Genomic DNA, 20,610 nt, shown 5'->3' on the forward strand with positions numbered 1-20,610 from the left:
TTCCTAATACGTCACTGGCAGGGGGTCCAGACTGCGCCACATGTACCACGTCGCCACCGTTCGCCACGGCTCCCAGTTGGCGGCCACCTCGCGTGCCTCACTACGTGTCACCGGCTCTCCGCTGAAGTAGTTGGTGGAGATCGCGTTGATCAGCCCGACATCGTCGAGCGGCAGCACGTTGGGTCGCATCAAATTGAACATCAGGAACATCTCCGCCGTCCAGCGTCCGATGCCGCGAATCTGGGTCAACTCGGCGATCACTGCCTCGTCGTCCATCGCCACCCATTCCTTGACGTGCACGCGCCCCGCCTTGAAGTGGTCGGCCAGATCAATGATGTACTCCGCCTTGCGCTTCGACAACCCGCAACCAGCCAACTCCTCGGACCCGGATTTCAGGAACTGCGCCGGCGTCAGGCGCGGGCACCTGGCGGCGAGCCGTTCCCAGACCGATTGCGCGGCCTTCACCGATATCTGCTGGCCGACGATCGAGCGCGCCAGTGTGACGAACGGATCGCCACGCGACACCAGATGCGCCGGACCATAGGTAGGAATCATCTTGCGCAGGATGCGGTCGCGCTTCATCAGGTCAGCACACGCCTCGTCCCAATAAGCAGGCCGCACCGCGTCGACGACGGTTTCGACCGGCAGGGGTACTGCATCCACCTCGGGCAGGTCCGATTTGCGGGGCTTGCCGCCGGCCTTTGGCGCGACCTTGGCGGCAGCCTTCCCCGCCACCGGCTTCGGCTGGGCAGGTGCAACCGCCTTCGGCTTGCGCGCGGCAGCGTTCAAGCACGCCTCCACTCGGTGGCACCACCTGGCTTGTCTTCCAGCACCACGCCGGCTTCGAGCAATTCGGCGCGAATGCGGTCGGCCTCGGCGAAATTGCGCGCGGCCTTGGCGGCACGACGGGCCGCGATCTGCGCTTCGATCTGCTCGCCGCTCAGGCTGCCGGCGACATGACCACCTTGCAGGAACGTGTGCGGATCGCGCTCAAGCAGACCCAGCGTGCCGCCGAGCGCCTTGAGTTGATGCGCCGCCGCCACGGAACCGGTGCGATTGACCTCGCTGGCCAGGTCGAACAGCACCGACATGGCGATTGGCGTGTTGAAATCGTCGTTCATCGCTTCGGCAAAGCGCTTCGCGTGAGACTCTTCCCAATCCACCGCGCAACCGCCGGGCTGCGTTTCCTTGAGCGCCGTATACAGGCGCGTCAGTGCGTGGCGTGCGTCATCAAGGTGGGCATCACTATAGTTCAACGGGCTCCGATAGTGCGCGCGCAGGATGAAGAAGCGCACCACTTCGGCGTCGTACTCTTTGAGCACGTCGCGGATCGTGAAGAAGTTGCCGAGCGATTTCGACATCTTCTCGTCATTCACACGCACGAAACCGTTGTGCATCCACATATTGACGAACGGCCTGCCGGAAGCCCCTTCCGATTGCGCGATCTCGTTCTCGTGGTGCGGGAACTGCAGGTCGGCACCGCCGCCGTGAATATCGAAATGCTCACCGAGCAGCGTGCAGCTCATGGCCGAGCATTCGATATGCCAGCCCGGACGGCCGCTGCCCCACTTCGAGTCCCACTTGCTTTCGGGCGGCTCGGTTGCCTTGGCCGACTTCCACAGTACGAAGTCGAGCGGATCCTGCTTGGCATCGTTGGCATTGACGCGCTCGCCGGCGCGCAGGTCTTCCAGCGACTTGCCCGACAGCTTGCCGTAGCCCGGGAACTTGCGCACCGAGTAGTTCACGTCGCCGTCCGTCGCCTGGTAGGCCAGGCCCTTGGCTTCGAGTTTCTCGATGATATTGAGCATCTGCGGCACGTATTCGGTCGCGCGCGGCTCATAGTCGGGACGGATCACGCCCAGCGCCGTGGCATCCTCGTGCATGTACTGGATGAAACGCGTGGTGAGCTGACCGATCGTCTCGCCGTTCTCCGCGGCGCGACGAATGATCTTGTCATCGATATCAGTGATGTTCTGGACGTACGTCACGTCGTACCCGGCGGCGCGCAGCCAGCGGTGCACCATATCGAACACCACCATCACCCGCGCATGGCCAACGTGACAGTAGTCGTACACGGTCATGCCGCACACATACATGCGGACCTTGCCGGGTTCGATGGGCACGAAAGGCTGCTTTTCACGCGCGAGCGTGTTGTAGATGTTCAATTGCTGCATGAAGCGGATGTGAGTGGATACGGCGTCGATGACATCGAGCGAGACTGCCGCGCGCTGACAAGCATGTCGATGGCGCGCGAGCCCCATATCTTACCGGAAGCCATCAACGGCGGCCGGACGCGCTGCCGACAATGTCACGCGAACTTGCGACCTGTGCTCCACGCCCCGCCGCTTTGTTAGAATGCCGCGGAGTATAACGGACCGCCCTTACATGAGCCTGCCTCTGCCCATCCCGACCATTGCTTCGTCCCGCCGTGGCGGACCCCTTTCCGCGCTGGCGAGCGCGCTGGCGATGGCCGCCGCGCTGAGCGCCGCGCCAGCGTTCGCGCAGAACGGGCCGCTTTCGCTGACGCCGCCACCGGCCGCGCCGACCGGACCGCAATCGGCGGACCCCGGCATGAAGCCCGCGCAGAAGGCGGCCAACGAGAAGCGCTATGACGACGCCATCGCCGGATTCGACCGCGTGCTGGCCGACAACCCGCGCAATGCGCAGGCTCGATTCCAGCGCGCATGGGCAATGGCCAAGGCCGGCCGCGAGGACGATGCGATCAAGGCGTTTGCCGAGATGGCGCAGGATTTCCCCGAACTGCCGGAGCCGCACAACAACCTGGCGCTGCTGTACGCGAAACGCGGCGACCTGAAGCGCGCGGAGGCCGAACTGCTGCTGGCAATCGAGGCCCGTCCCGACTACGCGCTCTCCTATAGCAATCTGGGCGACGTCTATCGGGCCCTGGCCGTCCAGGCCTATGGCGACGCAACGCGCCGCAACCCCGGCGACAAGCGCGCCGCCGCGAGCCTACGCGAACTGCAGCCGGCGGCCGCACCCGCGCCATCCGCCGTGCCCGCCCCGGCATCGGGCGCCCCGGTGGTCAAGAGCAAGGCAAAGCCGGCCATGTCGCCGGTTACCCCGCCCGCCAGCGCGCCCGACGCACGCTGAACTCGCACAGTATTCAACGCCTCATCCGGCGACGTCCAAGTGACGTTGCCGACTGCCAGACCTGCAACCCGGAGTCCAGACATGACCCTTTCCCGCCGCATCGTCCTGACCGGCCTGATGGCCGCCGCCACTGCCCTGTCTCCGCTGGCCGCAATGGCCCAGGGCGCCAGCCCCGCCACCGCCGCGCCGAAGACCGAGCGCGTGCAATTCGTGACGAGCGCCGGCAAGTTCACTATCGAGTTGTACCCCGATGCCGCCCCGAAGACCGTGGCCAACTTCATGGGCTACGTAAAAAGCGGCTTCTATTCCGGCACGATCTTCCATCGCGTGATCAACGGCTTCATGGTCCAGGGCGGTGGCTTTGACCGCGACATGAAGGAAAAGCCGACGCTGGCGCCGATTGCCCTGGAATCGCAGAACGGCCTGAAGAACAAGGCCGGGACCGTCGCCATGGCACGCACGTCGAACCCGAACTCGGCAACCGCCCAGTTCTTCGTCAATGTGGTGGATAATCCGAACCTCGACTACCCACAGCCGGACGGCAATGGATATGCCGTCTTTGGCAAAGTGGTAGAGGGAATGGACACGATCGACAAGATCAAGACCACGCCGACTACGGCGTATGGCGCCATGCGCAACGTGCCTGCCGCGCCGATCGTGATCGAATCGGCCACCGTGGTCACCAAGTGACCCCAGGCAACCCCGAATACAACCGTCATCGCATCATCGAACAGAGGTAACCCCATGAGCAAGGTACAACTCCAAACCACGCAAGGCGCCATCGTCATCGAACTGGACGCCGAGAAGGCCCCGAAGTCGGTCGAGAACTTCCTGTCGTACGTGCGCAAGGGCCACTATGACAACACGATCTTCCACCGCGTCATCAAGAACTTCATGATCCAGGGCGGTGGCTTCGAGCCGGGCATGAAGCAGAAGGACACCGATGCGCCGATCGAGAACGAAGCCGGCAACGGCCTGAAGAACGACCGCTACACGGTTGCCATGGCCCGCACCAACGCGCCGCACTCGGCCACGGCCCAGTTCTTCATCAACGTGGTGGACAACGACTTCCTGAACTTCAGCTCGCCCACGCCGCAAGGCTTCGGCTATGCCGTGTTCGGCAAGGTCGTGGAAGGCACCGACGTGATCGACGCCATCAAGGGCGTGCGCACCGGCAGCTCGGGCTTCCATCAGGACGTGCCGCTCGAGGACGTCGTGATCGAGAAAGCCACGATTGTCGAGTAATCGCGTTTAACGTCGATTCGAACGACAGGCGGCATGCCGCTCGTGGTGAATACAGACATCCGGACCGCATGACCGCTCCCACCCGCACGCCGGTGGCCGCCCCGATCGAGGTGCAGGCGCCGGCGTGGTTCATTTCCGATCTCCACCTGACGGCCGACATGCCGCGCACGCTGGCGGCCTTCCACCGCGTGCTCGAGCGTGCGGCACGGGATGCGCGCACGCTGTTCATCCTGGGGGACTTTTTCGAGTTCTGGGTAGGGGATGAGGAAACCGACTCGCCGTTCGCGGCCGAGGTTGCTGCCGCGCTGCGCCGGCTTGCCGATGCCGGCGTGCCGGTCTATCTGATGCACGGCAATCGTGATTTCCTGCTTGGTCGTCGATTCGCGGCCAAGGCGGGCGCGACGCTGCTGCCGGACCCGTCGGTGATCGCCTGTGCTGGCCACCGCGTGGCACTCAGCCACGGCGACATGCTGTGCACGGACGACGAGCGCTACATGCGCTTTCGCCGCTGGACACGCAAGGGCTGGGTACAACGGCTGTTCCTGCTACTGCCACTCGGCACGCGGCTGTCGATCGCCCGACGCCTTCGGGCTGACAGCGAAGCCGGGCGCACGCGCCAGGACATCGACGCGGTGCCGGTCACCTATGGCGATGCGGCACCGGACGCCGTCAACGCACTGCTCGCCTCGAGCGGGGCCAGCACACTGGTGCACGGCCACACGCACCGCCCCGCACGCCACACGCACGAAGCCGGCGAGCGCTGGGTGCTGACGGACTGGGACCTCGACGGCCGCCATCCGCGGGCCGCCGTGCTCGAACTCGACGGCACCGGCTTCCGCGTGCTGCCGCAGGTCGACTGACGATGTCTGGCTCGCGCCAATCGCCACGCCGACCGGCGTGCGCCTCCACTACTTCATCAGCTTGCGCAGCTCGCTCGCGTCGAAGCGGCCGTTTGGCGTGTTCTCGAGATGCTCGCCGAGTCGGTCGAGCGCGGCCAGCACGGCCTCGATGCGGTCATGTTGCCTGGCCGCGTTGTCGATCAGGCTCTTGAGCGCCAGGGACACGGGATCGTCCGCGTTCGGCGTGATGCCGTAGGCCGAGAATTCCTGTTTCGCGCCCTGCTGCGTGGAAGGCGCATCGGGCATGATGATGCGCGCCGGAATGCCCACCGCCGTCGCGCCAGGCGGCACAGGCTTCAGCACGACGGCATTCGACCCAACGCGCGCGCCCGCGCCCACCTCGAAGCCGCCAAGCACCTTGGCGCCGGCGCTCACCACCACGCCGACGCCCAGCGTCGGATGGCGTTTCTGGCCCTTGTACAGCGACGTGCCTCCCAAGGTCACACCCTGGTAAATCGTGCAATCGTCGCCAATCTCGGCGGTTTCGCCGATCACCACGCCCATGCCATGGTCGATGAACACGCGACGTCCCAGCTTGACCGCCGGGTGGATCTCGATCCCGGTCAGAAAGCGGGACCAGTGCGAGATCCAGCGCCCCAGCCAGTGAAATCCACCTCGCCAGCACGCATTGGCCACGCGGTGAAACACCACGGCGTGCAGCCCGGGATAGCAGGTCAGGACTTCCAGACGGCTGCGCGCGGCGGGGTCGCGCAGCATGATGGTGTCGATATCTTCCTTCAGGCGAGTGAACATCTTCTTCGTGTCGTGTTGCCGCAGCGTGCGCCGTTCATGGAACTGGTCGCCGCCGAGGTCATTGGCCGGTATTGAGCAGTCAGTGTGGGGGACGGCTCTGGCGCGAGACAGCGAGTGTAAGAGATTTGCGCGCCTGCCGCCCCGCCCTGACGACATCAGGGCTTCTTGGAAAGCCGCCTCAGAATGAGTCTGAAACGACGTCCCGGGTCAGCACCAGGCTCAACATCGTTCCGGCAAATGCGCGCACGCATGCCTCACCGCCGAGCGACCAGACGCCGCGCCACGGATGAGGTCTTGCATGATGTACGCCGGGAAAATCGCCACGGAACTAGTCTTCCTTGTTGTCGTCGTGCTTTGCATCGCCCGTCAGCAGCATGCGCTTGGCGATGCCACGCAGGATGTTCACTTCCTCGCGCTCCAGGCCCGTCCGCGCGAACAACCGGCGCAGGCGCGGCATCAGCTTGCGCGGATTCGCCGGGTCCAGAAAGCCAATCGCCGCAAGCCCAGCCTGAAGGTGGCCAAACATCGCCTCGATCTGCTCGGTGGTGGCGGGGTCACCAGCATAGCCGATATCGCCAGCGACGTCCGGGAGCCCGCCGGCCGTTTCCTGCGCCTCGAGCAGGGCCAGCCGCATCTCATAGGCAATGAGCTGCACGGCCTGGGCCAGGTTGAGAGAGGCGTAAACCGGATTGGCAGGAATATGCGTCACCGCCGAACAGCGCAATACCGCGTCGTTCGGCAAGCCGAAGCGTTCATTGCCGAATACGAAGGCGACCGTGGTAGCGGGGTCCGCCTCCAGCACCGACCGCGCCTTGGCCACGGCGGCGCGCGGTAGCAGCCTCGGCGGCCCGAATTCGCGCTGCCGGGCGGTCATGGCGACGGTAAAGGCCGTGCCAGCCAGCGCGGCCTCGATGCTGTCGACGATCGTGGCGCTGGCCAGCACATCGTCGGCACCACTGGCCATCGCGACGGCGTCGGGATGCCACACGACGCCCGGCTCGCGCGGCGAGACCAGCACCAGGCTCCCCGGCACGTGCCCGAAGCCCATCGTCTTGATCGCCCGCGCGACCGAGCCCACGTTGCCGGGGTGACTGGTTTCCACCAGCACCACACGCACATGCGCGAAAATGTCCGAAAGATCACTTGCGGCCGTGCCATTCGGGATCGGATCCATCTGAGAGTTCAACACTTCGGTCATCCGGAGCGTCCCGGCCGTCTCGATCGAGGTTGTCGACTCGTGCGAGAAGCCAGGTTCCTATACAATGCTGCCTTCCAATTGCGGTGCGGCGCTTCACATGGCGACGCACCCCGTTCTTCTACAATTCGTTGTGTTGTCTGGCGGCCCCGGCAGCCCGCGCGATTCGCCCTTGTTTCTGTGGCGTCCCATGTCGCGTCGTGGCGCGGTTGCCCCGCCTGGAGAAATTCATGCATCCGATGCTCAATATCGCCGTCAAGGCGGCCCGCAAGGCGGGGTCCATCATCAACCGCGCGTCGATCGACGTCGATCTGGTGCGCGTTTCGCGCAAACAACACAACGATTTCGTCACTGAAGTCGATCGCGCGGCCGAAGCGGCCATCATCGACATCATCCGCACCGCCTACCCCGAGCATGCCATTCTAGCGGAAGAGTCCGGTCAGTCCTGGGCCGACGGCGAAGAACAGAGCGAGTTCACCTGGGTTATCGACCCGCTGGACGGCACCACGAACTTCATCCACGGCTTTCCGCAGTACGCAGTGTCGATCGGCCTGCTGCACAAGGGCGTGCCGTCGCAAGCCGTGGTCTACGACCCAACCCGCGACGAACTGTTCACCGCCAGCAAGGGCGCGGGCGCGTTCCTGAACAACCGCCGCATCCGCGTCACGCGCCGCGACAAGCTGGCCGATTGCCTGATCGGCACCGGCTTCCCGTTCCGCGATCTGGAAGGCATGGACGAATACCTGGAAATGTTCGCGCTGATGACGCGTAGCTGCGCCGGCCTGCGCCGCCCGGGCGCCGCCGCCCTGGACCTGGCCTACGTCGCCTGCGGCCGTCTGGATGGCTTCTTCGAGCGCGGCCTCAAGCCGTGGGACATGGCTGCCGGCATGCTACTGATCACTGAAGCTGGCGGTCTGGTCGGCAACTACGCCGGCGAATCGCGCCAGATGGAACAGGGTGAAGTGCTGGCCGGCAACCCGAAGGCCTTCGCACAGATGGTTCGCCTGCTGGCCCCCTTCTCGCTCGACAACGCGAAGCCCGCCGCAGTCTGATCCTTAGCTAGCCCCCAGGCTGCCTTCAAACAGGCGCCATCGGAGAGATCCGATGGCGCCTGTTTCGTTTTGCGCACTTTCTTTCAGAATCTCGCCCGGGATTTCCCGATTCACCCGCCATAAAGTTGCTCGCGACACACAAGTTTACTTGCGCCCCCTAACACCGTGTGTAGACTTACACACGGATCATTCAGGGCTCGAAATTGCATTCGTCCACGCTGATCCGATTGCTCGAACAGAAGGGGTGGAAGCTGGTGCGCACGCATGGCAGTCATTTCACCTTCAAACATCCGCGGCACATGCTGATTGTGACCGTGCCCCATCCAAAGAAGGATCTGCCGACAGGCACGGTCCGAAACATTCTGAGGACGGCCGGGCTATGAGCAGCGCGCCGTGTACAAAGAGGAACGACATGGACTTTCCCATTGCCATTCACAAGGATGCGAACTCGGTCTACGGCGTGACGGTGCCCGATGTGGCGGGCTGTTACTCCGCCGGCGAATCCATCGAGGAAGCGGTCCGCAACGCACGCGAGGCCATCACGACTCACGTGGTGGCCCTGCTCTCCCTTGGCGAGGAGGTTGTTCTGAAAGCGACGCCGATCGGCACGCTGATGGCCCAACCGGAGTACGCAGGCGCGATCTGGGCGCTGGCCGACATCGACATGAGCAAGCTCGACGCACGCCCGGAGCGAATCAATATCAGCCTGCCTCGTTTTGTATTGCACAAGATCGACACGTTCGTGGAACGTCGCCACGAAACCCGGAGCGGGTTCCTCGCGCGCGTCGCGCTGGACGCCATCGCGGGCAGCGTCTGAGTCCAGAACGGAAAATCCCAGCAAAAATGAGAATTCGGCACGAAGCCGAGGTGTGGGGTCGCAGTAAAATGCCCCTTTACGCCGCGCACGGGGTGGGCCTGTAATCCAGACGCCACCAGACCGCCGGCAACCGATACACCGGCGGCCCGGCACCTGCGCCGCTTGCCGCCCGAGAGGAATGCATGTCAGAAGCCCTATCCGTACCTGCCGCTGAAGGCGAGAACACCGTGACCGCGAGTGAATCGCCCGACCTTGCCGCGACTTCCGCCAGGGCCGAGAAAGTCGGCAAGCAGGGAAAGCCCGAGAAAGCCGAGAAGCAGTCGCCCATGATGCTGCAGTACCACGGCATCAAGGCCGACCACCCGGACACGCTCCTTTTCTACCGGATGGGTGACTTCTATGAGCTATTCCATGACGATGCCGAGAAGGCCGCGCGATTGCTCGACATCACGCTGACCGCGCGCGGCCAGTCTGGCGGTGTGCCAATCCGTATGGCCGGGATCCCATTCCATTCGGCTGACCAGTATCTGGCGCGCCTGGTAAAGCTTGGCGAATCCGTGGCGATCTGCGAACAGATTGGTGACCCAGCGACCAGCAAGGGCCCGGTCGAGCGCAAAGTGGTGCGCATCGTTACGCCCGGCACGCTGACCGATGCCGCCCTGCTGCCGGACAAGTCCGACACGTTCCTGTTGGCCGTGCACCAGCAGACCACACGCCGCGGCGTCAGCAAGACGGGCCTGGCATGGCTGAACCTCGCCAGTGGCGAACTGCGACTCATGGAGTGCGACGCCGCGCAGTTGTCCCGTGAACTCGAGCGTATCCGCCCCGCCGAGGTGCTGTACACCGACGGCATGGACCTGCCGGCGCTGACATGCGCGCGCACCCGGTTGCCGGAATGGCACTTTGACCAGGAAGCCGGTACTCGCCGCCTGCGCGAACAGATCGGCGTGGCCAGCCTGGAGCCGTTCGGCTGCTCGGGCCTGGGAGCCGCCCTCGGCGCTGCCGGCGCGCTGCTCAACTATGCGGCCACCACGCAAGGCCAGTCTCTGCGCCACGTGCAGGGCGTCACCGTCGAGCGGGAATCCGAATTTGTCGGCCTCGACTCGGCTACACGCCGCAACCTCGAACTGACCGAGACGCTGCGTGGCACCGAATCGCCAACGCTCTTCTCGCTGCTCGACACATGCGCGACGACGATGGGCAGCCGCGCGCTGCGCCACTGGCTGCATCATCCGTTGCGCGACCCGGCCCTGCCGCGAGCGCGTCAGCAGGCCATTGGGGCACTGATCACACAAGGGCCGGACGGCTTGCGTACCGTGCTGCGCAAGCTTGCCGACGTCGAGCGGATCACCGCGCGACTCGCGTTGCTGTCGGCACGTCCGCGCGATCTGTCCTCGCTGCGCGACACCCTGCGTGCCCTGCCCGATGTGCAGGCCGCCACGGTCAGTTCAGAGGATGCGCCGCTGCTGGCGCAGACCCTTGAGGAAATCGACATTCCGCAGGACTGCCTGGAACTGCTGATCCGCGCCGTGGCGGATGAACCCTCAACGGTGATTCGCGACGGCGGCGTCATCGCGCGCGGCTACGACGGTGAGCTCGACGAACTGCGCGATATCTCGGAAAACTGCGGTCAATTCCTGATCGAGCTGGAAACCCGGGAGCGCGAGCGCACAGGCATCACGAACCTGCGCGTCGAATACAACCGAGTTCATGGCTTCTATATCGAAGTCACCAACGGGCAGGCCGACAAGGTGCCCGACGACTATCGACGCCGGCAGACCCTGAAGAACGCCGAACGCTACATCACACCCGAGTTGAAAGCGTTCGAGGACAAGGCGCTCTCGGCACAGGATCGCGCGCTGGCTCGCGAGAAGCAGCTCTACGACGGTCTGCTGCAGGCCCTGCTGCCGCATATCGGCAGTCTGCGTCGCGTGGCCGGCGCGCTCGCCCGCCTCGACGTGCTTGCCACACTGGCCGAACGTGCGAAAACACTCGACTGGGTCCAGCCGGAACGCGTCCAGGAGAACGTCATCGACATCTCGCAGGGCCGCCATCCCGTCGTGGAAGGTCAGCTGGCCGCGGAGTCGGTCGCGTTCATCGCAAACGACTGTCAGTTGAACGAGGCCCGCAAGCTGCTGCTGATCACCGGCCCGAACATGGGTGGTAAATCGACGTTCATGCGCCAGACCGCATTGATCGTTCTGCTGGCCTGCGTCGGCGCCTGGGTGCCGGCACGCCGTGCCGTGATTGGCCCGGTGGATCGCATCTTCACGCGTATTGGGGCCGCCGACGACCTGGCGGGCGGACGTTCGACCTTCATGGTCGAAATGACCGAGGCCGCAGCCATCCTGCACAACGCCACGCCATCCAGCCTGGTGCTGATGGATGAGATCGGCCGCGGTACTTCGACCTTCGACGGTCTCGCCCTCGCGTGGGCCATCGCGCGTCATCTGCTGTCCCACAACCGCAGCCACACACTGTTTGCCACCCATTATTTCGAGCTGACGCAACTGCCGGTCGAGTTCCCGCAGGCTGCCAACGTGCACCTGTCAGCCGTGGAGCATGGCGATGGCATCGTATTCCTGCATGCGGTGCAGGACGGTCCGGCCAGCCAGAGCTACGGGCTGCAGGTGGCCCAATTGGCGGGTGTTCCGCAACCAGTCATTCGCGCAGCGCGCAAGCATCTCGCGTGGCTGGAAGAACAATCGGCGGACGCCACGCCCACGCCGCAGATGGATCTGTTCTCGGCGCAGTCTTCCCCGTCCGCAGACGATGAAGATGACAAATCGGCAGGCCAGTCCGCCGTGCCGCCCGCGCAGGCTGCCACGCTGGAAGCGCTGGCCGATATCGACCCGGACAGCCTCTCGCCGCGTGAAGCGCTCGAGGCGCTGTACCGACTCAAGTCCATCTCGGAGACCGCGCGAACGGTATGACGGCACGCTTCCGGGGTCGAAGCTCGGCGGCCACGTGCTTGGCGGCCATTGCCTGCGCGTTGCTCGCGGTGCCGGCGCTCGCGCACGCGGCGCGGGCGGGCAGCATTGCGCCGCCGCCAGTGCCGACCGTGCAGATGACCCGGATCGCCCTGATTGCCGACACCCCGCAATGGCCAGCCGCGGAAACGGACACGACTGCGCTATTCGACATGATGAACGCGCAGCAGGTAGCGATGATCGTCCACGCTGGCGGCATCAAGGGCGATACCGAATCCTGTGGTGACACCGTTCTCAACGCGCGGCTGCAGGTGCTCGACGATTCGCCCACACCGCTGCTCTACGTACCAGGCGAGACCGACTGGGCTGAGTGCCAGAAGCCCTCAAACGGGAAGTTCGATGCCGTCGAACGGCTCAATCGATTGCGGGAGCTGTTCTTCCCGCTCGACACCACGCTTGGGCGACGCACATTGCCAGTGGTGCGTCAGTCGGATCAGGCGCTGTTCCGCAGCTATCGGGAAAACGTGCGGCTCGTCACCGGTGGCGTGATGCTGGTGGGCCTGAACCTGCCCGGCGACAACAACCACTATCGCATCGAGGGCGGGCGCAATGGCGAATTCGAGGATCGGCGCGAAGCCAACCGGCAATGGCTGGCCAGGGCATTCTCGGTTGCCGAGCAGCGCGATCTGCCCGGCATCGTGGTCATCGCGCACGCCGATCCGCTATTCGGGAACGGCTGGGAAAAACGTGGCAAACCAAGCCTGCTGGACGCGTTCGTGCGTCACGGGGCACGCGACGGCTATCTCGAGTTCAAGCGTCAGCTTCGTGATCTGTCCTCGAAGTTCTCTGGCCAGGTGCTGCTGGTCCATGCAAGCGATAGCGGCTTCAGCGTCGACAAGCCTTTACGCGACACGTCGGGGAAGATCGTTGCCAACTTCACGCGAGTCGCACTGCCCATCGGCACTCCTTCGCGATGGACGGAGCTGACGATCACGCCGGGCACACGATCGGTATTCCAGGTTCAGCTACAAGATGGGCCCAAGGGCAATTGATATTCATCAACAAGAGGACAAAATGAAAAAGCCGGCAAATGCCGGCTTTTTCATTTTCGCGATGACCTATCGCGGATCGCTCGTGTTGTGAGACTCAGTGCAGCGTGCGAGGTGCCTCGCCTTCGCCGTCCTCGTCTTCGTCCACCACTTCAATGCCCGAAGCGCCGTGCGCGTGACCGTGCTCGACTTCCTCGCCCGTCGCCTCGCGCACTTCCGAGACCTTCAGCCAGAAGCGCAGCGCCATGCCGGCCAGCGGGTGATTGCCGTCGAGCACGACCTTGTCCTCGGCGACATCCGTCACCGTGTAGATAATCGAATCTTCGTCGTCACCGTCCTCGGGCACGCCCTCGAACTGCATGCCTACTTCGAGCGGCTCCGGGAAACGATCACGCGGCTCCACCTTCACGAGTTCGGCGTCGTAGTCGCCAAACGCCTCGTCCGGTTCCAACTGCAGCTCGGTCTCGAAGCCGGCGTCGTGGCCCTCCAGCGCTTCCTCGATCTTGGGGAACGTGCCATCATACCCGCCGTGCAAATAGACCATGGGCTCATCCGACTCTTCGATCAGATTGCCCTGCGCGTCCGACAGCTTATACACCACGGACACCACCGTATTCTTAGCGATTTTCAATTCTTGACTCCATGAGCGATTCCGCATTATACGCGCACGCCTTGCCTCCGGAACCTGTCGATCCCGACGCGCCGCTCACCCTGCTCGGCGGCATGACGCCCTCAGCCTTCATGCGTGATATCTGGCACCGCAAGCCGCTGCTGATTCGACAGGCCGTGCCGGAAATCGTGCCCCCAGTGTCGCGCGAGGCGCTTTTCGAACTTGCCGATCGCGACGACGTGGAATCACGTCTGGTGTCGTTCTTTCGCAACCGCTGGAAGCTCGAACACGGACCGTTCTCCGAGGACAACCTGCCCTCGCGCAAGACCGGCAAGTGGTCGTTGCTGGTCCAGGGCGTCAACCTGCACGATCAAGCGGCAGCCGAGCTAATGAGCCAGTTCCGCTTCGTTCCCGATGCCCGGCTTGACGACGTGATGATCAGCTATGCCACCGACGGCGGCGGCGTGGGACCTCACTTTGACTCCTACGATGTGTTCCTGCTGCAAGTATCGGGCCGGCGCCGCTGGCGCATTTCGTCACAGACGAAGCTCGACCTGATCCCCGACCTGCCCCTCAAGATCCTTTCGGATTTCAGCGCCGAGCAGGAATGGGTACTCGAGCCCGGCGACATGCTCTACCTGCCACCTCAGTACGCGCACGATGGAGTGGCCGAAGGCGAATGCATGACGGCCTCGATTGGTTTCCGCGCCCCCGCCTATCGTGAGCTCGCAGGTCATTTCCTGGCCTGGCTTTCGGAGACCGTTGCCGACAACGAAGGCCTCGACGGACGTTACGCCGATGCAGGTGAATCGGCGACCTCGACGCCCGCGCAACTGCCGGCAAATCTGGCACGGGCGGTGGCGGAACGCCTTCAGTCACTCAAATGGAACGCGGGCATGGTTTCGGAATTCCTGGGTACGCATCTCTCCGAGCCGAAACCGTCCGTGCAATTCGACGAAATCGAGGAAATTCCGCTGCGTCAGTTCACGAAGCTGGCGCGCGCGCAGGGTGTTGTTTTGGCGCCCGCTTCCGTTGCGCTCTATGACCGCACGCACTTCTTCCTGAACGGCGAAGCCTACGAGCCGCCAGCATCGCTGGCCAAGTGGCTGCGACGTCTGGCTGACCGCCGTCAACTCACCGCGAGCGAGGTCGAGGCATGTGTTGCGCTGCCCGACTTGATGGATACCTTCCACGACTGGGCGATGGAAGGATGGCTCCAGATTGCACCGAAACGCGTGTAATAATGCGTAACAAATCAAACCTGCAAATCTTGACTGTACACAAGCAGGGGAAACGCGGATATAATCGCCCGCTGGCTAGTACTGTGGACCACTGCACTGTCGGCACCCGGGAGAGCCACAAATTCGCAGTTCAAGAGCGATAATTACCGGTAATTATTCATCGCCTGTTTTCGTTATTAAAAGTTAAAGGACGAACAATGAAGAAGTCTCTCCTGATCGCATCCCTGCTGGCTGCTGTTGCTCTGGCCGCTTGCGGTAAGAAAGAAGAAGCTGCTGCTCCCGCCGCTGACACGGCTGCTCCGGCTGCTGCTGCTCCGGCTGAAGCTTCGGCTCCGGCTGCTGCTCCGGCTGCTGACGCTTCGGCTCCGGCCGCTGCTCCGGCTGCTGACGCTTCGGCTCCGGCTGCTGACGCTTCGGCTCCGGCTGCCAAGCAATAATCGGATTCGTCCGATAAAAAAGCCGACCTTCGGGTCGGCTTTTTTTATTTCTCGGATTTTTCTCACCCCTCATTCGCGGGGAAGATGAATGCCGAGATTATGGGCGCACCGTCTGCCAGCCCAATCCCTCTTCCTGATCCGCGATCAGGATATCCCCCGGCGATGTGCCAAGCACCGAGGCCAGTGCGCCTGCCGCCAGTTCGCACGTATTGTTCTGCTTGCTCAGATGCGCTGCAACGACGCGCGACATCTGCCCATGCATGACCTGAGACAGAATACTCGCGGCAATGTCATTTGCCAGATGCCCAAAATCACCTCCGATGCGCCGTTTGAGCGAATACGGATAGACCGAGTTACGCAACATCTCCCGATCGTGATTGCATTCGAGCACCAGTGAATGCACACCCGCCAGCCGCGCGGTCACATACGGCGTCTCCATCCCTGCATCGGTCAGCACACCGAGCCGCGCATCGCCATCAGTCAGCACGAACTGCAATGGTTCACGTGCATCATGCGGCACCGTATAGGGATGGATCTGCAAGCCACCGACCGAGAATGAATGATCGGCACAGCACACGCGCACATCCGCCACATCCGCGCCTCGCATATGTGACGTCGCCAGCCACGTGCCGTGGCTCGTGTGGACCGGTAGCTTGTGACGCGCCGCGAACGCATAGGCCGAGCCGACATGGTCGCCATGCTCGTGCGTGACCAGCACCGCATCGAGTTGCTCCGGCGCGACGCCGAGCCGCTCCAGCCGGCGAGCGGTCTCCTTGATGCCGAAACCGCAATCCAGCAGGACGCGCGTCACGCTCGCACCATCGCCAGCCTCGATCAGTAGCGAGTTGCCCTCGCTGCCGCTGCCCAAAAAAGCAAAGCGCATCATGGATGCGCTCGCTCGGGCTGGCACTCGACGGCTCGCGCCGTCGGTGCCACTTGACTGCCTGGGACGATCATCAGTGAAGCTGTTCGTCGAGCAGGGTCAGGATTTTCTTGCCGATCTCGGAGTTCTCGGGCTGGCCAGCATCGTTCAGGACGGTCACGGTGGTGCCGGTACCGTTGCCCTTCAGCGCCACGCGATACTTCTTCGCGGTCTTGCCATCATTGGGCTTGGTGAAGAGCTTGCCAAAGAAGCCACGATCATCGACCGTGGTCTTCGGATCGACGTAGCGCACGTAGTACAGGCCCTGAGCGCGATCACGATCTTCCACCGTGAAGTTCACGCGATCCAGCGACAGACCGACCGAGCGCCAGGCGCGATCGAACGGCTCCGGCAACTGCAGCGCGGGCGAGCCATTCACCTGCGCCAGGAACGACTTGTTGCTGGATGCCGCGGCTGCCGTGGCCGCGCCAGTAGCGGCGGCGGCACCAACGCCTGCTGCAGCAGGCGACGGCTGGGCCGTACCGATACCGGCCGGCGTCGGATTCTTGGCCATCTTGTCGGCCTGCTCCTTCTGCACGCCCAGGCGTTGCGCCAGACGCGAGAGGAATTCGGCCTCCAGCTCCGGATCAGCCGGACGCGGCGTCCAGACCGTCTGCGACTTGTCCACGCCGGTCAGTTGTTCCTGCGCACCACGGTGGCTGATGAACACCTCGAGCTGGCCGTTCTGCGAACGCTCGACGCGCGTGCGGAACTTGTCGCGCTCCGACGTCGAATACAGGCCATCGAACACCTTGCCAATCGTGTTGCGGATGATGTCCTGCGGGATCTTGGCGCGGTTCTCGGCCCAGTCCGTTTCCATGATGCCGGTCTCAGGGGAGTCCTGCGTCAGCAGGAAGCCGTTCTCCTGCCAGAAGCCACGCAGCGACTCCCAGAGCTTGTCCGGGGGCATGCCGTTGTTGATCACGAGCCAACGCTGGTTGCCATCGCGCTCCATGCGGATGCCGTCCGTGCTCGGCAGCACGTTGTCGGTCGGCGAGGCTTCGCGGGTCTTGTTGGCCTGGCTATAGTTCGACAGCGTCGACGTACCGGCGGCATCAGGCACCGTGTAGCGGCGATCGCCCTCGAGCTTGGTCAGGTCCGGCGGAATATCCAGCGATGCGGTCTTCTTGCCCTGGGACTTGTAGTCGATCTTGTCGGGCTGCATGGCCTCGTTGATGCTGCTGCAGCCTGCAATCAGCGACAGCGCCAGCACCGGCGCAACCACAGCGACACGGCGGACTTGCGTCGCGCCGCGACGGTTAAGCTTCTGTTTCATTGACACGTAATCCTGGTTTCAAGAGTCGGCACATCGCCGCATGTGGGCCGGTAAGACTTAGCCAAGCAGGCCGGCGGCGGCGAGCGCGCGGCGCACGGTTTCATGCTGACCTTCGGCCAGCGGGGTCAGCGGCAGGCGGATACCGCCTTCCATCTTGCCCATTTGCTGGAGCGCCCACTTCACGGGGATCGGGTTGGCCTCCACGAACATTGCGCGATTGAGGTCAATCAGCTCCATATGCAGACGACGCGCCGTCACCACATCGCCCTTGAGCGCGGCAACACACATCTCATGCATCTTGCGCGGCGCCACGTTCGCGGTCACCGAGATATTTCCATGGCCGCCCAGCAGGATCAGCGCCACGGCCGTGGGATCGTCGCCACTGTAGATGGCGAAGCCTTCCGGCGCGCTATTGATCAGTTGCGCGGCACGGTCGATATTACCAGTCGCTTCCTTTACGCCGACGATACCGGGTACCTGCGCCAGGCGCAGGATCGTATCGTTGTTCATGTCCGCCACGGTACGGCCGGGCACGTTGTAGAGCACCACCGGCAGATCCACCGCTTCCGCGATCGTGCGGAAATGGCGGTACATGCCTTCTTGCGTCGGCTTGTTGTAGTAGGGCACGACCTGCAGCGATGCGTTGGCGCCCACCTTCTTGGCGAAGGCGGTCAGCTCGATCGCCTCGCTGGTGGAGTTGCCGCCCGTGCCCGCGATGATCGGTACACGGCCCGCGGATTGCTCGACGGCCACGCGAATCAGTTCGCAGTGCTCGTCGACGTTGACGGTCGGCGATTCGCCCGTGGTACCCACGATCACGATGCCATCGGTACCTTCCGCCGCGTGCCAGTCAATGAGGGCGCGCAGCGCGGGAAAGTCCAGGCTGCCATCCTCGTGCATCGGGGTGACGATGGCCACGATGCTGCCGGTAATCTGTGTCATAGCTCAGGAATTCGGAAATTCGAACATCCGCGATTGTACCGGAACCGTCAGGCCCTCCGGACACCCACGGAATGAGGGAAAACGTTAGCGGGCGTAACGTGTGAAGGCGCCGCCGCGCTGACACCTGCGCCCGCGCTTCAAGTGGGCAATTGGTAACGCGGCGGCGCAGTGCCATCCACGCCACCCGGCGCTTCGCGCACCGCACATATGCGCTGTACGAACGCCGTACGGGGCACATCGAGCGTGCCATCTTCGTAACCGACCACGCGCAGCGCGTCATGCGCCACTTCAAGCAATTCGCCCGGACGCAGCAAAAAATCGGGGCGGGAAGGCTTGCCCACGGTCTCGTTGCCGGCCGCGAACGTCTCATAAATCAGCACGCCACCGGGCGCCAGCGCCTCGATCAGGTGCGGCCACAGCGGGCGGTGCAGGTAGTTCGTGACCACCACGGCGTCAAACCGGCCGGCATCGGCCAGCGGCCAGGCGCCCTGCTCCAGGTCCACCGTGCGGCGCTCGATGCCCGACGGCAGCGCCGCGATGGCCTCGGCATCGCGATCCACCGCCAGCACGGCAAACCCCTGCGCCGCCAGCCATGCCGAATGGCGTCCGCTGCCGCAGGCCAGGTCGAGCACGCGGCCGCCAGGTCGAATCAGATGCGCCCAGCGGGTCAGCCAGGGCGATGGCGCCGCGATCGGCGGGTGTGTCAGGGTCATGCGCGGGACAGGCAAGGATTGGGAAAGACGGAGACTGGCGTCACTGGAGCAGCCACATGACCGGACGCAGCATCAACTCGACGATCGACAGCAGTCCGTTCATGACCGGACGCATCCAGATCTTGGTGATCACACCCGCCGCCACCAGCGCTAGAACGACAAAAATGCCATAGGGCTCGATGCGCGCCATGACGCCGGCAAGCCGCTGCGGCAGCAGCGCCGTCAGTACCCGGCCACCATCGAGCGGTGGAATCGGGAACAGGTTGAACGCCGCCACCACCGTGTTGACCAGTACGCCAGCACGGGCCATTTCGCTCCAGAACGGCTCCTGGATATGTGCCAGCGCCAGACCAATGGCCACCAGCGCCCACGCGAACGCCTGGACGATATTGCTGGCCGGGCCGGCCAGCGCCACCCACATGCCATGCCAGCGCGGATTGCGAAGGCGATCGAACGCCACCGGCACTGGCTTGGCGAAGCCGAAGACGAACTGACCGGCAGTCAGGAAGTACAGGAGCAGGGGCACCGCCACCGTGCCGATCGGATCAATGTGCCGTACCGGGTTCAGGCTTACCCGGCCAAGCAGGTAGGCGGTGTTGTCGCCAAAATGCTTGGCCACATAGCCATGCGCGGCCTCGTGCAGCGTGATGGCGAACAGAACAGGCAGGGCGTAGACCGCGAAGGTCTGAATCAGGGAGGAATCCATGCGGACTATTCTATCGGGCAACCTGCCCACGGAGGCATCGAATGTGTGTCAGGTCGTGGCGAAGTCCGACGCATTCAGGCCGAAGCGCTCCACATCGCCCCTGCCCGCCCGCACCAGTACCGGCTCGCCGCTGGTCAGATCGATGACCGTGGTCGGCTGAGCCGGCGCCGGACCACCGTCGATCACCAGGTCGAGGCGCTTTTCCAGACGCGCCCGGATCTCTGCCGGGTCGTTCATCGGCGCGTCGTCGCCCGGCAACTGCAGCGTGGCGGAAATCAGCGGCTGACCCAGTTCGGCCACCAGCGCCAATGGAATCGGATGCTCGGGCACGCGCACGCCGATGGTCTTGCGCGCCGGGTGCGACAGCCTGCGCGGCACTTCCTTCGTCGCCTCCAGGATGAACACATACGGTCCGGGCGTCGCGCCCTTGATCCAGCGGTACTGGCGGTTGTCCACCCGGGCGAAATTGCCAAGTTCGGACAAATCGCTGCACATCAGCGTCAGGTGATGCTTCTCGTCGATCTCGCGCAGACGGCGCAACTGCTCCACGGCGGCCTTATCGTCGATCTGGCAAGCCAGCGCGTAACTCGAGTCAGTCGGGAGCGCGATCAGCCCCCCCTGGCGCACGATCTGCGCGGCCTGCTTGACCAGTCGCGCCTGCGGATTGTCGGGATGAATCTCGAAGTATTGGGACATGTAGGCTGGCTATGAG

At 64.0% G+C, this 20,610-nt stretch carries 22 protein-coding genes; 11 read left to right on the top strand and 11 right to left on the bottom strand.

Annotated elements, in window-relative coordinates:
- Window positions 1-3: 3 nt before the first annotated feature.
- Together RN01_RS11435 and cysS are read right to left on the bottom strand one after the other, a co-directional pair.
- On the bottom strand, window positions 4-789 hold the full coding sequence (locus tag RN01_RS11435; protein WP_011515874.1) for a DNA-3-methyladenine glycosylase: 786 nt from the start codon (window positions 787-789) through the stop codon (window positions 4-6).
- Window positions 786-2,174 (bottom strand): cysteine--tRNA ligase, encoded by a 1,389-nt coding sequence (gene cysS / locus RN01_RS11440; RefSeq protein ID WP_024569174.1) that lies wholly within the window; start codon window positions 2,172-2,174, stop codon window positions 786-788. The genes RN01_RS11435 and cysS overlap by 4 nt, the downstream gene beginning before the upstream one ends.
- A 211-nt stretch (window positions 2,175-2,385) precedes the next feature.
- On the opposite strand from cysS, the gene RN01_RS11445 reads away from it, so the two are divergent.
- The 4 genes from RN01_RS11445 to RN01_RS11460 all read left to right on the top strand — a co-directional run bounded on the left by RN01_RS11445 (window position 2,386) and on the right by RN01_RS11460 (window position 5,216).
- Window positions 2,386-3,111 carry a tetratricopeptide repeat protein gene (locus RN01_RS11445; protein ID WP_017513079.1) on the top strand — a complete coding sequence of 242 codons (726 nt, stop codon included), beginning with the start codon at window positions 2,386-2,388 and terminating at the stop codon, window positions 3,109-3,111.
- An 81-nt stretch (window positions 3,112-3,192) separates the two neighbouring features.
- Window positions 3,193-3,801 carry a peptidylprolyl isomerase gene (locus RN01_RS11450; RefSeq protein WP_024569173.1) on the top strand — a complete coding sequence of 203 codons (609 nt, stop codon included), beginning with the start codon at window positions 3,193-3,195 and terminating at the stop codon, window positions 3,799-3,801.
- 54 nt (window positions 3,802-3,855) lie between these two features.
- Entirely contained in the window at window positions 3,856-4,356 is a 501-nt protein-coding gene (locus RN01_RS11455) for a peptidylprolyl isomerase (RefSeq protein WP_011515870.1), read from the top strand.
- Between the two features lie 68 nt (window positions 4,357-4,424).
- Window positions 4,425-5,216 carry a UDP-2,3-diacylglucosamine diphosphatase gene (locus RN01_RS11460; protein WP_017513080.1) on the top strand — a complete coding sequence of 264 codons (792 nt, stop codon included), beginning with the start codon at window positions 4,425-4,427 and terminating at the stop codon, window positions 5,214-5,216.
- A gap of 48 nt (window positions 5,217-5,264) precedes the next feature.
- On the opposite strand, the gene cysE is transcribed toward RN01_RS11460, so the two are convergent.
- Both cysE and RN01_RS11470 read right to left on the bottom strand, forming a co-directional pair.
- Window positions 5,265-6,008 carry a serine O-acetyltransferase gene (gene cysE, locus RN01_RS11465; protein WP_017513081.1) on the bottom strand — a complete coding sequence of 248 codons (744 nt, stop codon included), beginning with the start codon at window positions 6,006-6,008 and terminating at the stop codon, window positions 5,265-5,267.
- Window positions 6,009-6,336: 328 nt separating this feature from the next.
- Window positions 6,337-7,182, bottom strand: coding sequence for an RNA methyltransferase (locus RN01_RS11470; RefSeq protein ID WP_223277339.1), 846 nt, complete (start codon window positions 7,180-7,182; stop codon window positions 6,337-6,339).
- Window positions 7,183-7,433: 251 nt separating this feature from the next.
- Here RN01_RS11470 and RN01_RS11475 point away from each other — a divergent pair, with 251 nt between their 5' ends.
- The 5 genes from RN01_RS11475 to RN01_RS11495 all read left to right on the top strand — a co-directional run bounded on the left by RN01_RS11475 (window position 7,434) and on the right by RN01_RS11495 (window position 13,054).
- Entirely contained in the window at window positions 7,434-8,255 is an 822-nt protein-coding gene (locus RN01_RS11475; RefSeq protein WP_017513083.1) for an inositol monophosphatase family protein, read from the top strand.
- 203 nt (window positions 8,256-8,458) lie between these two features.
- Window positions 8,459-8,638 (top strand): type II toxin-antitoxin system HicA family toxin, encoded by a 180-nt coding sequence (locus RN01_RS11480; RefSeq protein ID WP_011515865.1) that lies wholly within the window; start codon window positions 8,459-8,461, stop codon window positions 8,636-8,638.
- A gap of 29 nt (window positions 8,639-8,667) precedes the next feature.
- A complete protein-coding gene (locus RN01_RS11485; RefSeq protein ID WP_024569172.1) occupies window positions 8,668-9,072 on the top strand; it encodes a type II toxin-antitoxin system HicB family antitoxin in 405 nt (134 codons plus the stop codon).
- Window positions 9,073-9,398: 326 nt separating this feature from the next.
- Window positions 9,399-12,005, top strand: coding sequence for a DNA mismatch repair protein MutS (gene mutS, locus RN01_RS11490; RefSeq protein WP_035834685.1), 2,607 nt, complete (start codon window positions 9,399-9,401; stop codon window positions 12,003-12,005).
- The gene (locus RN01_RS11495) at window positions 12,002-13,054 is read left to right on the top strand and encodes a hypothetical protein (protein ID WP_024569170.1); all 1,053 of its coding nucleotides are present in this window, start codon (window positions 12,002-12,004) and stop codon (window positions 13,052-13,054) included. The genes mutS and RN01_RS11495 overlap by 4 nt, the downstream gene beginning before the upstream one ends.
- A 94-nt stretch (window positions 13,055-13,148) precedes the next feature.
- On the opposite strand, the gene RN01_RS11500 is transcribed toward RN01_RS11495, so the two are convergent.
- Window positions 13,149-13,682: a peptidylprolyl isomerase gene (locus RN01_RS11500; RefSeq protein ID WP_017514429.1), complete on the bottom strand. Its 534-nt coding sequence runs from the start codon at window positions 13,680-13,682 to the stop codon at window positions 13,149-13,151.
- 11 nt (window positions 13,683-13,693) lie between these two features.
- Here RN01_RS11500 and RN01_RS11505 point away from each other — a divergent pair, with 11 nt between their 5' ends.
- Together RN01_RS11505 and RN01_RS34595 are read left to right on the top strand one after the other, a co-directional pair.
- Window positions 13,694-14,902, top strand: coding sequence for a cupin domain-containing protein (locus tag RN01_RS11505; protein WP_017514428.1), 1,209 nt, complete (start codon window positions 13,694-13,696; stop codon window positions 14,900-14,902).
- A gap of 197 nt (window positions 14,903-15,099) precedes the next feature.
- A complete protein-coding gene (locus RN01_RS34595; RefSeq protein WP_080672714.1) occupies window positions 15,100-15,339 on the top strand; it encodes a hypothetical protein in 240 nt (79 codons plus the stop codon).
- Window positions 15,340-15,436: 97 nt separating this feature from the next.
- Here the strand turns inward: RN01_RS34595 and RN01_RS11510 are convergent, their stop codons facing one another.
- The 6 genes from RN01_RS11510 to RN01_RS11535 all read right to left on the bottom strand — a co-directional run bounded on the left by RN01_RS11510 (window position 15,437) and on the right by RN01_RS11535 (window position 20,594).
- A complete protein-coding gene (locus RN01_RS11510; RefSeq protein ID WP_017514427.1) occupies window positions 15,437-16,225 on the bottom strand; it encodes an MBL fold metallo-hydrolase in 789 nt (262 codons plus the stop codon).
- 70 nt (window positions 16,226-16,295) lie between these two features.
- Complete coding sequence (bamC, locus tag RN01_RS11515) at window positions 16,296-17,537, bottom strand: outer membrane protein assembly factor BamC (protein ID WP_017514426.1); 1,242 nt, start codon at window positions 17,535-17,537, stop codon at window positions 16,296-16,298.
- A gap of 57 nt (window positions 17,538-17,594) precedes the next feature.
- On the bottom strand, window positions 17,595-18,479 hold the full coding sequence (dapA, locus tag RN01_RS11520) for a 4-hydroxy-tetrahydrodipicolinate synthase (protein ID WP_024569168.1): 885 nt from the start codon (window positions 18,477-18,479) through the stop codon (window positions 17,595-17,597).
- 137 nt (window positions 18,480-18,616) lie between these two features.
- Window positions 18,617-19,192, bottom strand: coding sequence for a bifunctional 2-polyprenyl-6-hydroxyphenol methylase/3-demethylubiquinol 3-O-methyltransferase UbiG (locus tag RN01_RS11525; RefSeq protein ID WP_017515354.1), 576 nt, complete (start codon window positions 19,190-19,192; stop codon window positions 18,617-18,619).
- 40 nt (window positions 19,193-19,232) lie between these two features.
- Window positions 19,233-19,898, bottom strand: a complete 666-nt coding sequence (locus RN01_RS11530) for a site-2 protease family protein (protein ID WP_011515854.1) — start codon at window positions 19,896-19,898, stop codon at window positions 19,233-19,235.
- Between the two features lie 48 nt (window positions 19,899-19,946).
- Complete coding sequence (locus tag RN01_RS11535; protein WP_011515853.1) at window positions 19,947-20,594, bottom strand: L-threonylcarbamoyladenylate synthase; 648 nt, start codon at window positions 20,592-20,594, stop codon at window positions 19,947-19,949.
- Window positions 20,595-20,610: the final 16 nt, after the last annotated feature.

The sequence above is a fragment of the Cupriavidus sp. SHE genome (assembly GCF_000812445.1).
In the GTDB taxonomy this organism is placed as follows: Bacteria; Pseudomonadota; Gammaproteobacteria; order Burkholderiales; family Burkholderiaceae; genus Cupriavidus; species Cupriavidus metallidurans.

Coding starts and splice junctions, on each gene's coding strand:
- RN01_RS11495 (WP_024569170.1), top strand. CDS start 12,002: ATGACGGCACGCTTCCGGGGTCGAAGCTCGGCGGCCACGTGCTTGGCG.
- cysE (WP_017513081.1), bottom strand. CDS start 6,008: ATGTTCACTCGCCTGAAGGAAGATATCGACACCATCATGCTGCGCGAC.
- cysS (WP_024569174.1), bottom strand. CDS start 2,174: ATGCAGCAATTGAACATCTACAACACGCTCGCGCGTGAAAAGCAGCCT.
- RN01_RS11445 (WP_017513079.1), top strand. CDS start 2,386: ATGAGCCTGCCTCTGCCCATCCCGACCATTGCTTCGTCCCGCCGTGGC.
- RN01_RS11450 (WP_024569173.1), top strand. CDS start 3,193: ATGACCCTTTCCCGCCGCATCGTCCTGACCGGCCTGATGGCCGCCGCC.
- RN01_RS11510 (WP_017514427.1), bottom strand. CDS start 16,225: ATGATGCGCTTTGCTTTTTTGGGCAGCGGCAGCGAGGGCAACTCGCTA.
- RN01_RS11505 (WP_017514428.1), top strand. CDS start 13,694: ATGAGCGATTCCGCATTATACGCGCACGCCTTGCCTCCGGAACCTGTC.
- RN01_RS11470 (WP_223277339.1), bottom strand. CDS start 7,182: ATGGATCCGATCCCGAATGGCACGGCCGCAAGTGATCTTTCGGACATT.
- RN01_RS11535 (WP_011515853.1), bottom strand. CDS start 20,594: ATGTCCCAATACTTCGAGATTCATCCCGACAATCCGCAGGCGCGACTG.
- RN01_RS11455 (WP_011515870.1), top strand. CDS start 3,856: ATGAGCAAGGTACAACTCCAAACCACGCAAGGCGCCATCGTCATCGAA.
- RN01_RS11525 (WP_017515354.1), bottom strand. CDS start 19,192: ATGACCCTGACACACCCGCCGATCGCGGCGCCATCGCCCTGGCTGACC.
- RN01_RS11530 (WP_011515854.1), bottom strand. CDS start 19,898: ATGGATTCCTCCCTGATTCAGACCTTCGCGGTCTACGCCCTGCCTGTT.
- mutS (WP_035834685.1), top strand. CDS start 9,399: ATGATGCTGCAGTACCACGGCATCAAGGCCGACCACCCGGACACGCTC.
- RN01_RS11485 (WP_024569172.1), top strand. CDS start 8,668: ATGGACTTTCCCATTGCCATTCACAAGGATGCGAACTCGGTCTACGGC.
- RN01_RS34595 (WP_080672714.1), top strand. CDS start 15,100: ATGAAGAAGTCTCTCCTGATCGCATCCCTGCTGGCTGCTGTTGCTCTG.
- RN01_RS11460 (WP_017513080.1), top strand. CDS start 4,425: ATGACCGCTCCCACCCGCACGCCGGTGGCCGCCCCGATCGAGGTGCAG.
- RN01_RS11475 (WP_017513083.1), top strand. CDS start 7,434: ATGCATCCGATGCTCAATATCGCCGTCAAGGCGGCCCGCAAGGCGGGG.
- dapA (WP_024569168.1), bottom strand. CDS start 18,479: ATGACACAGATTACCGGCAGCATCGTGGCCATCGTCACCCCGATGCAC.
- bamC (WP_017514426.1), bottom strand. CDS start 17,537: ATGAAACAGAAGCTTAACCGTCGCGGCGCGACGCAAGTCCGCCGTGTC.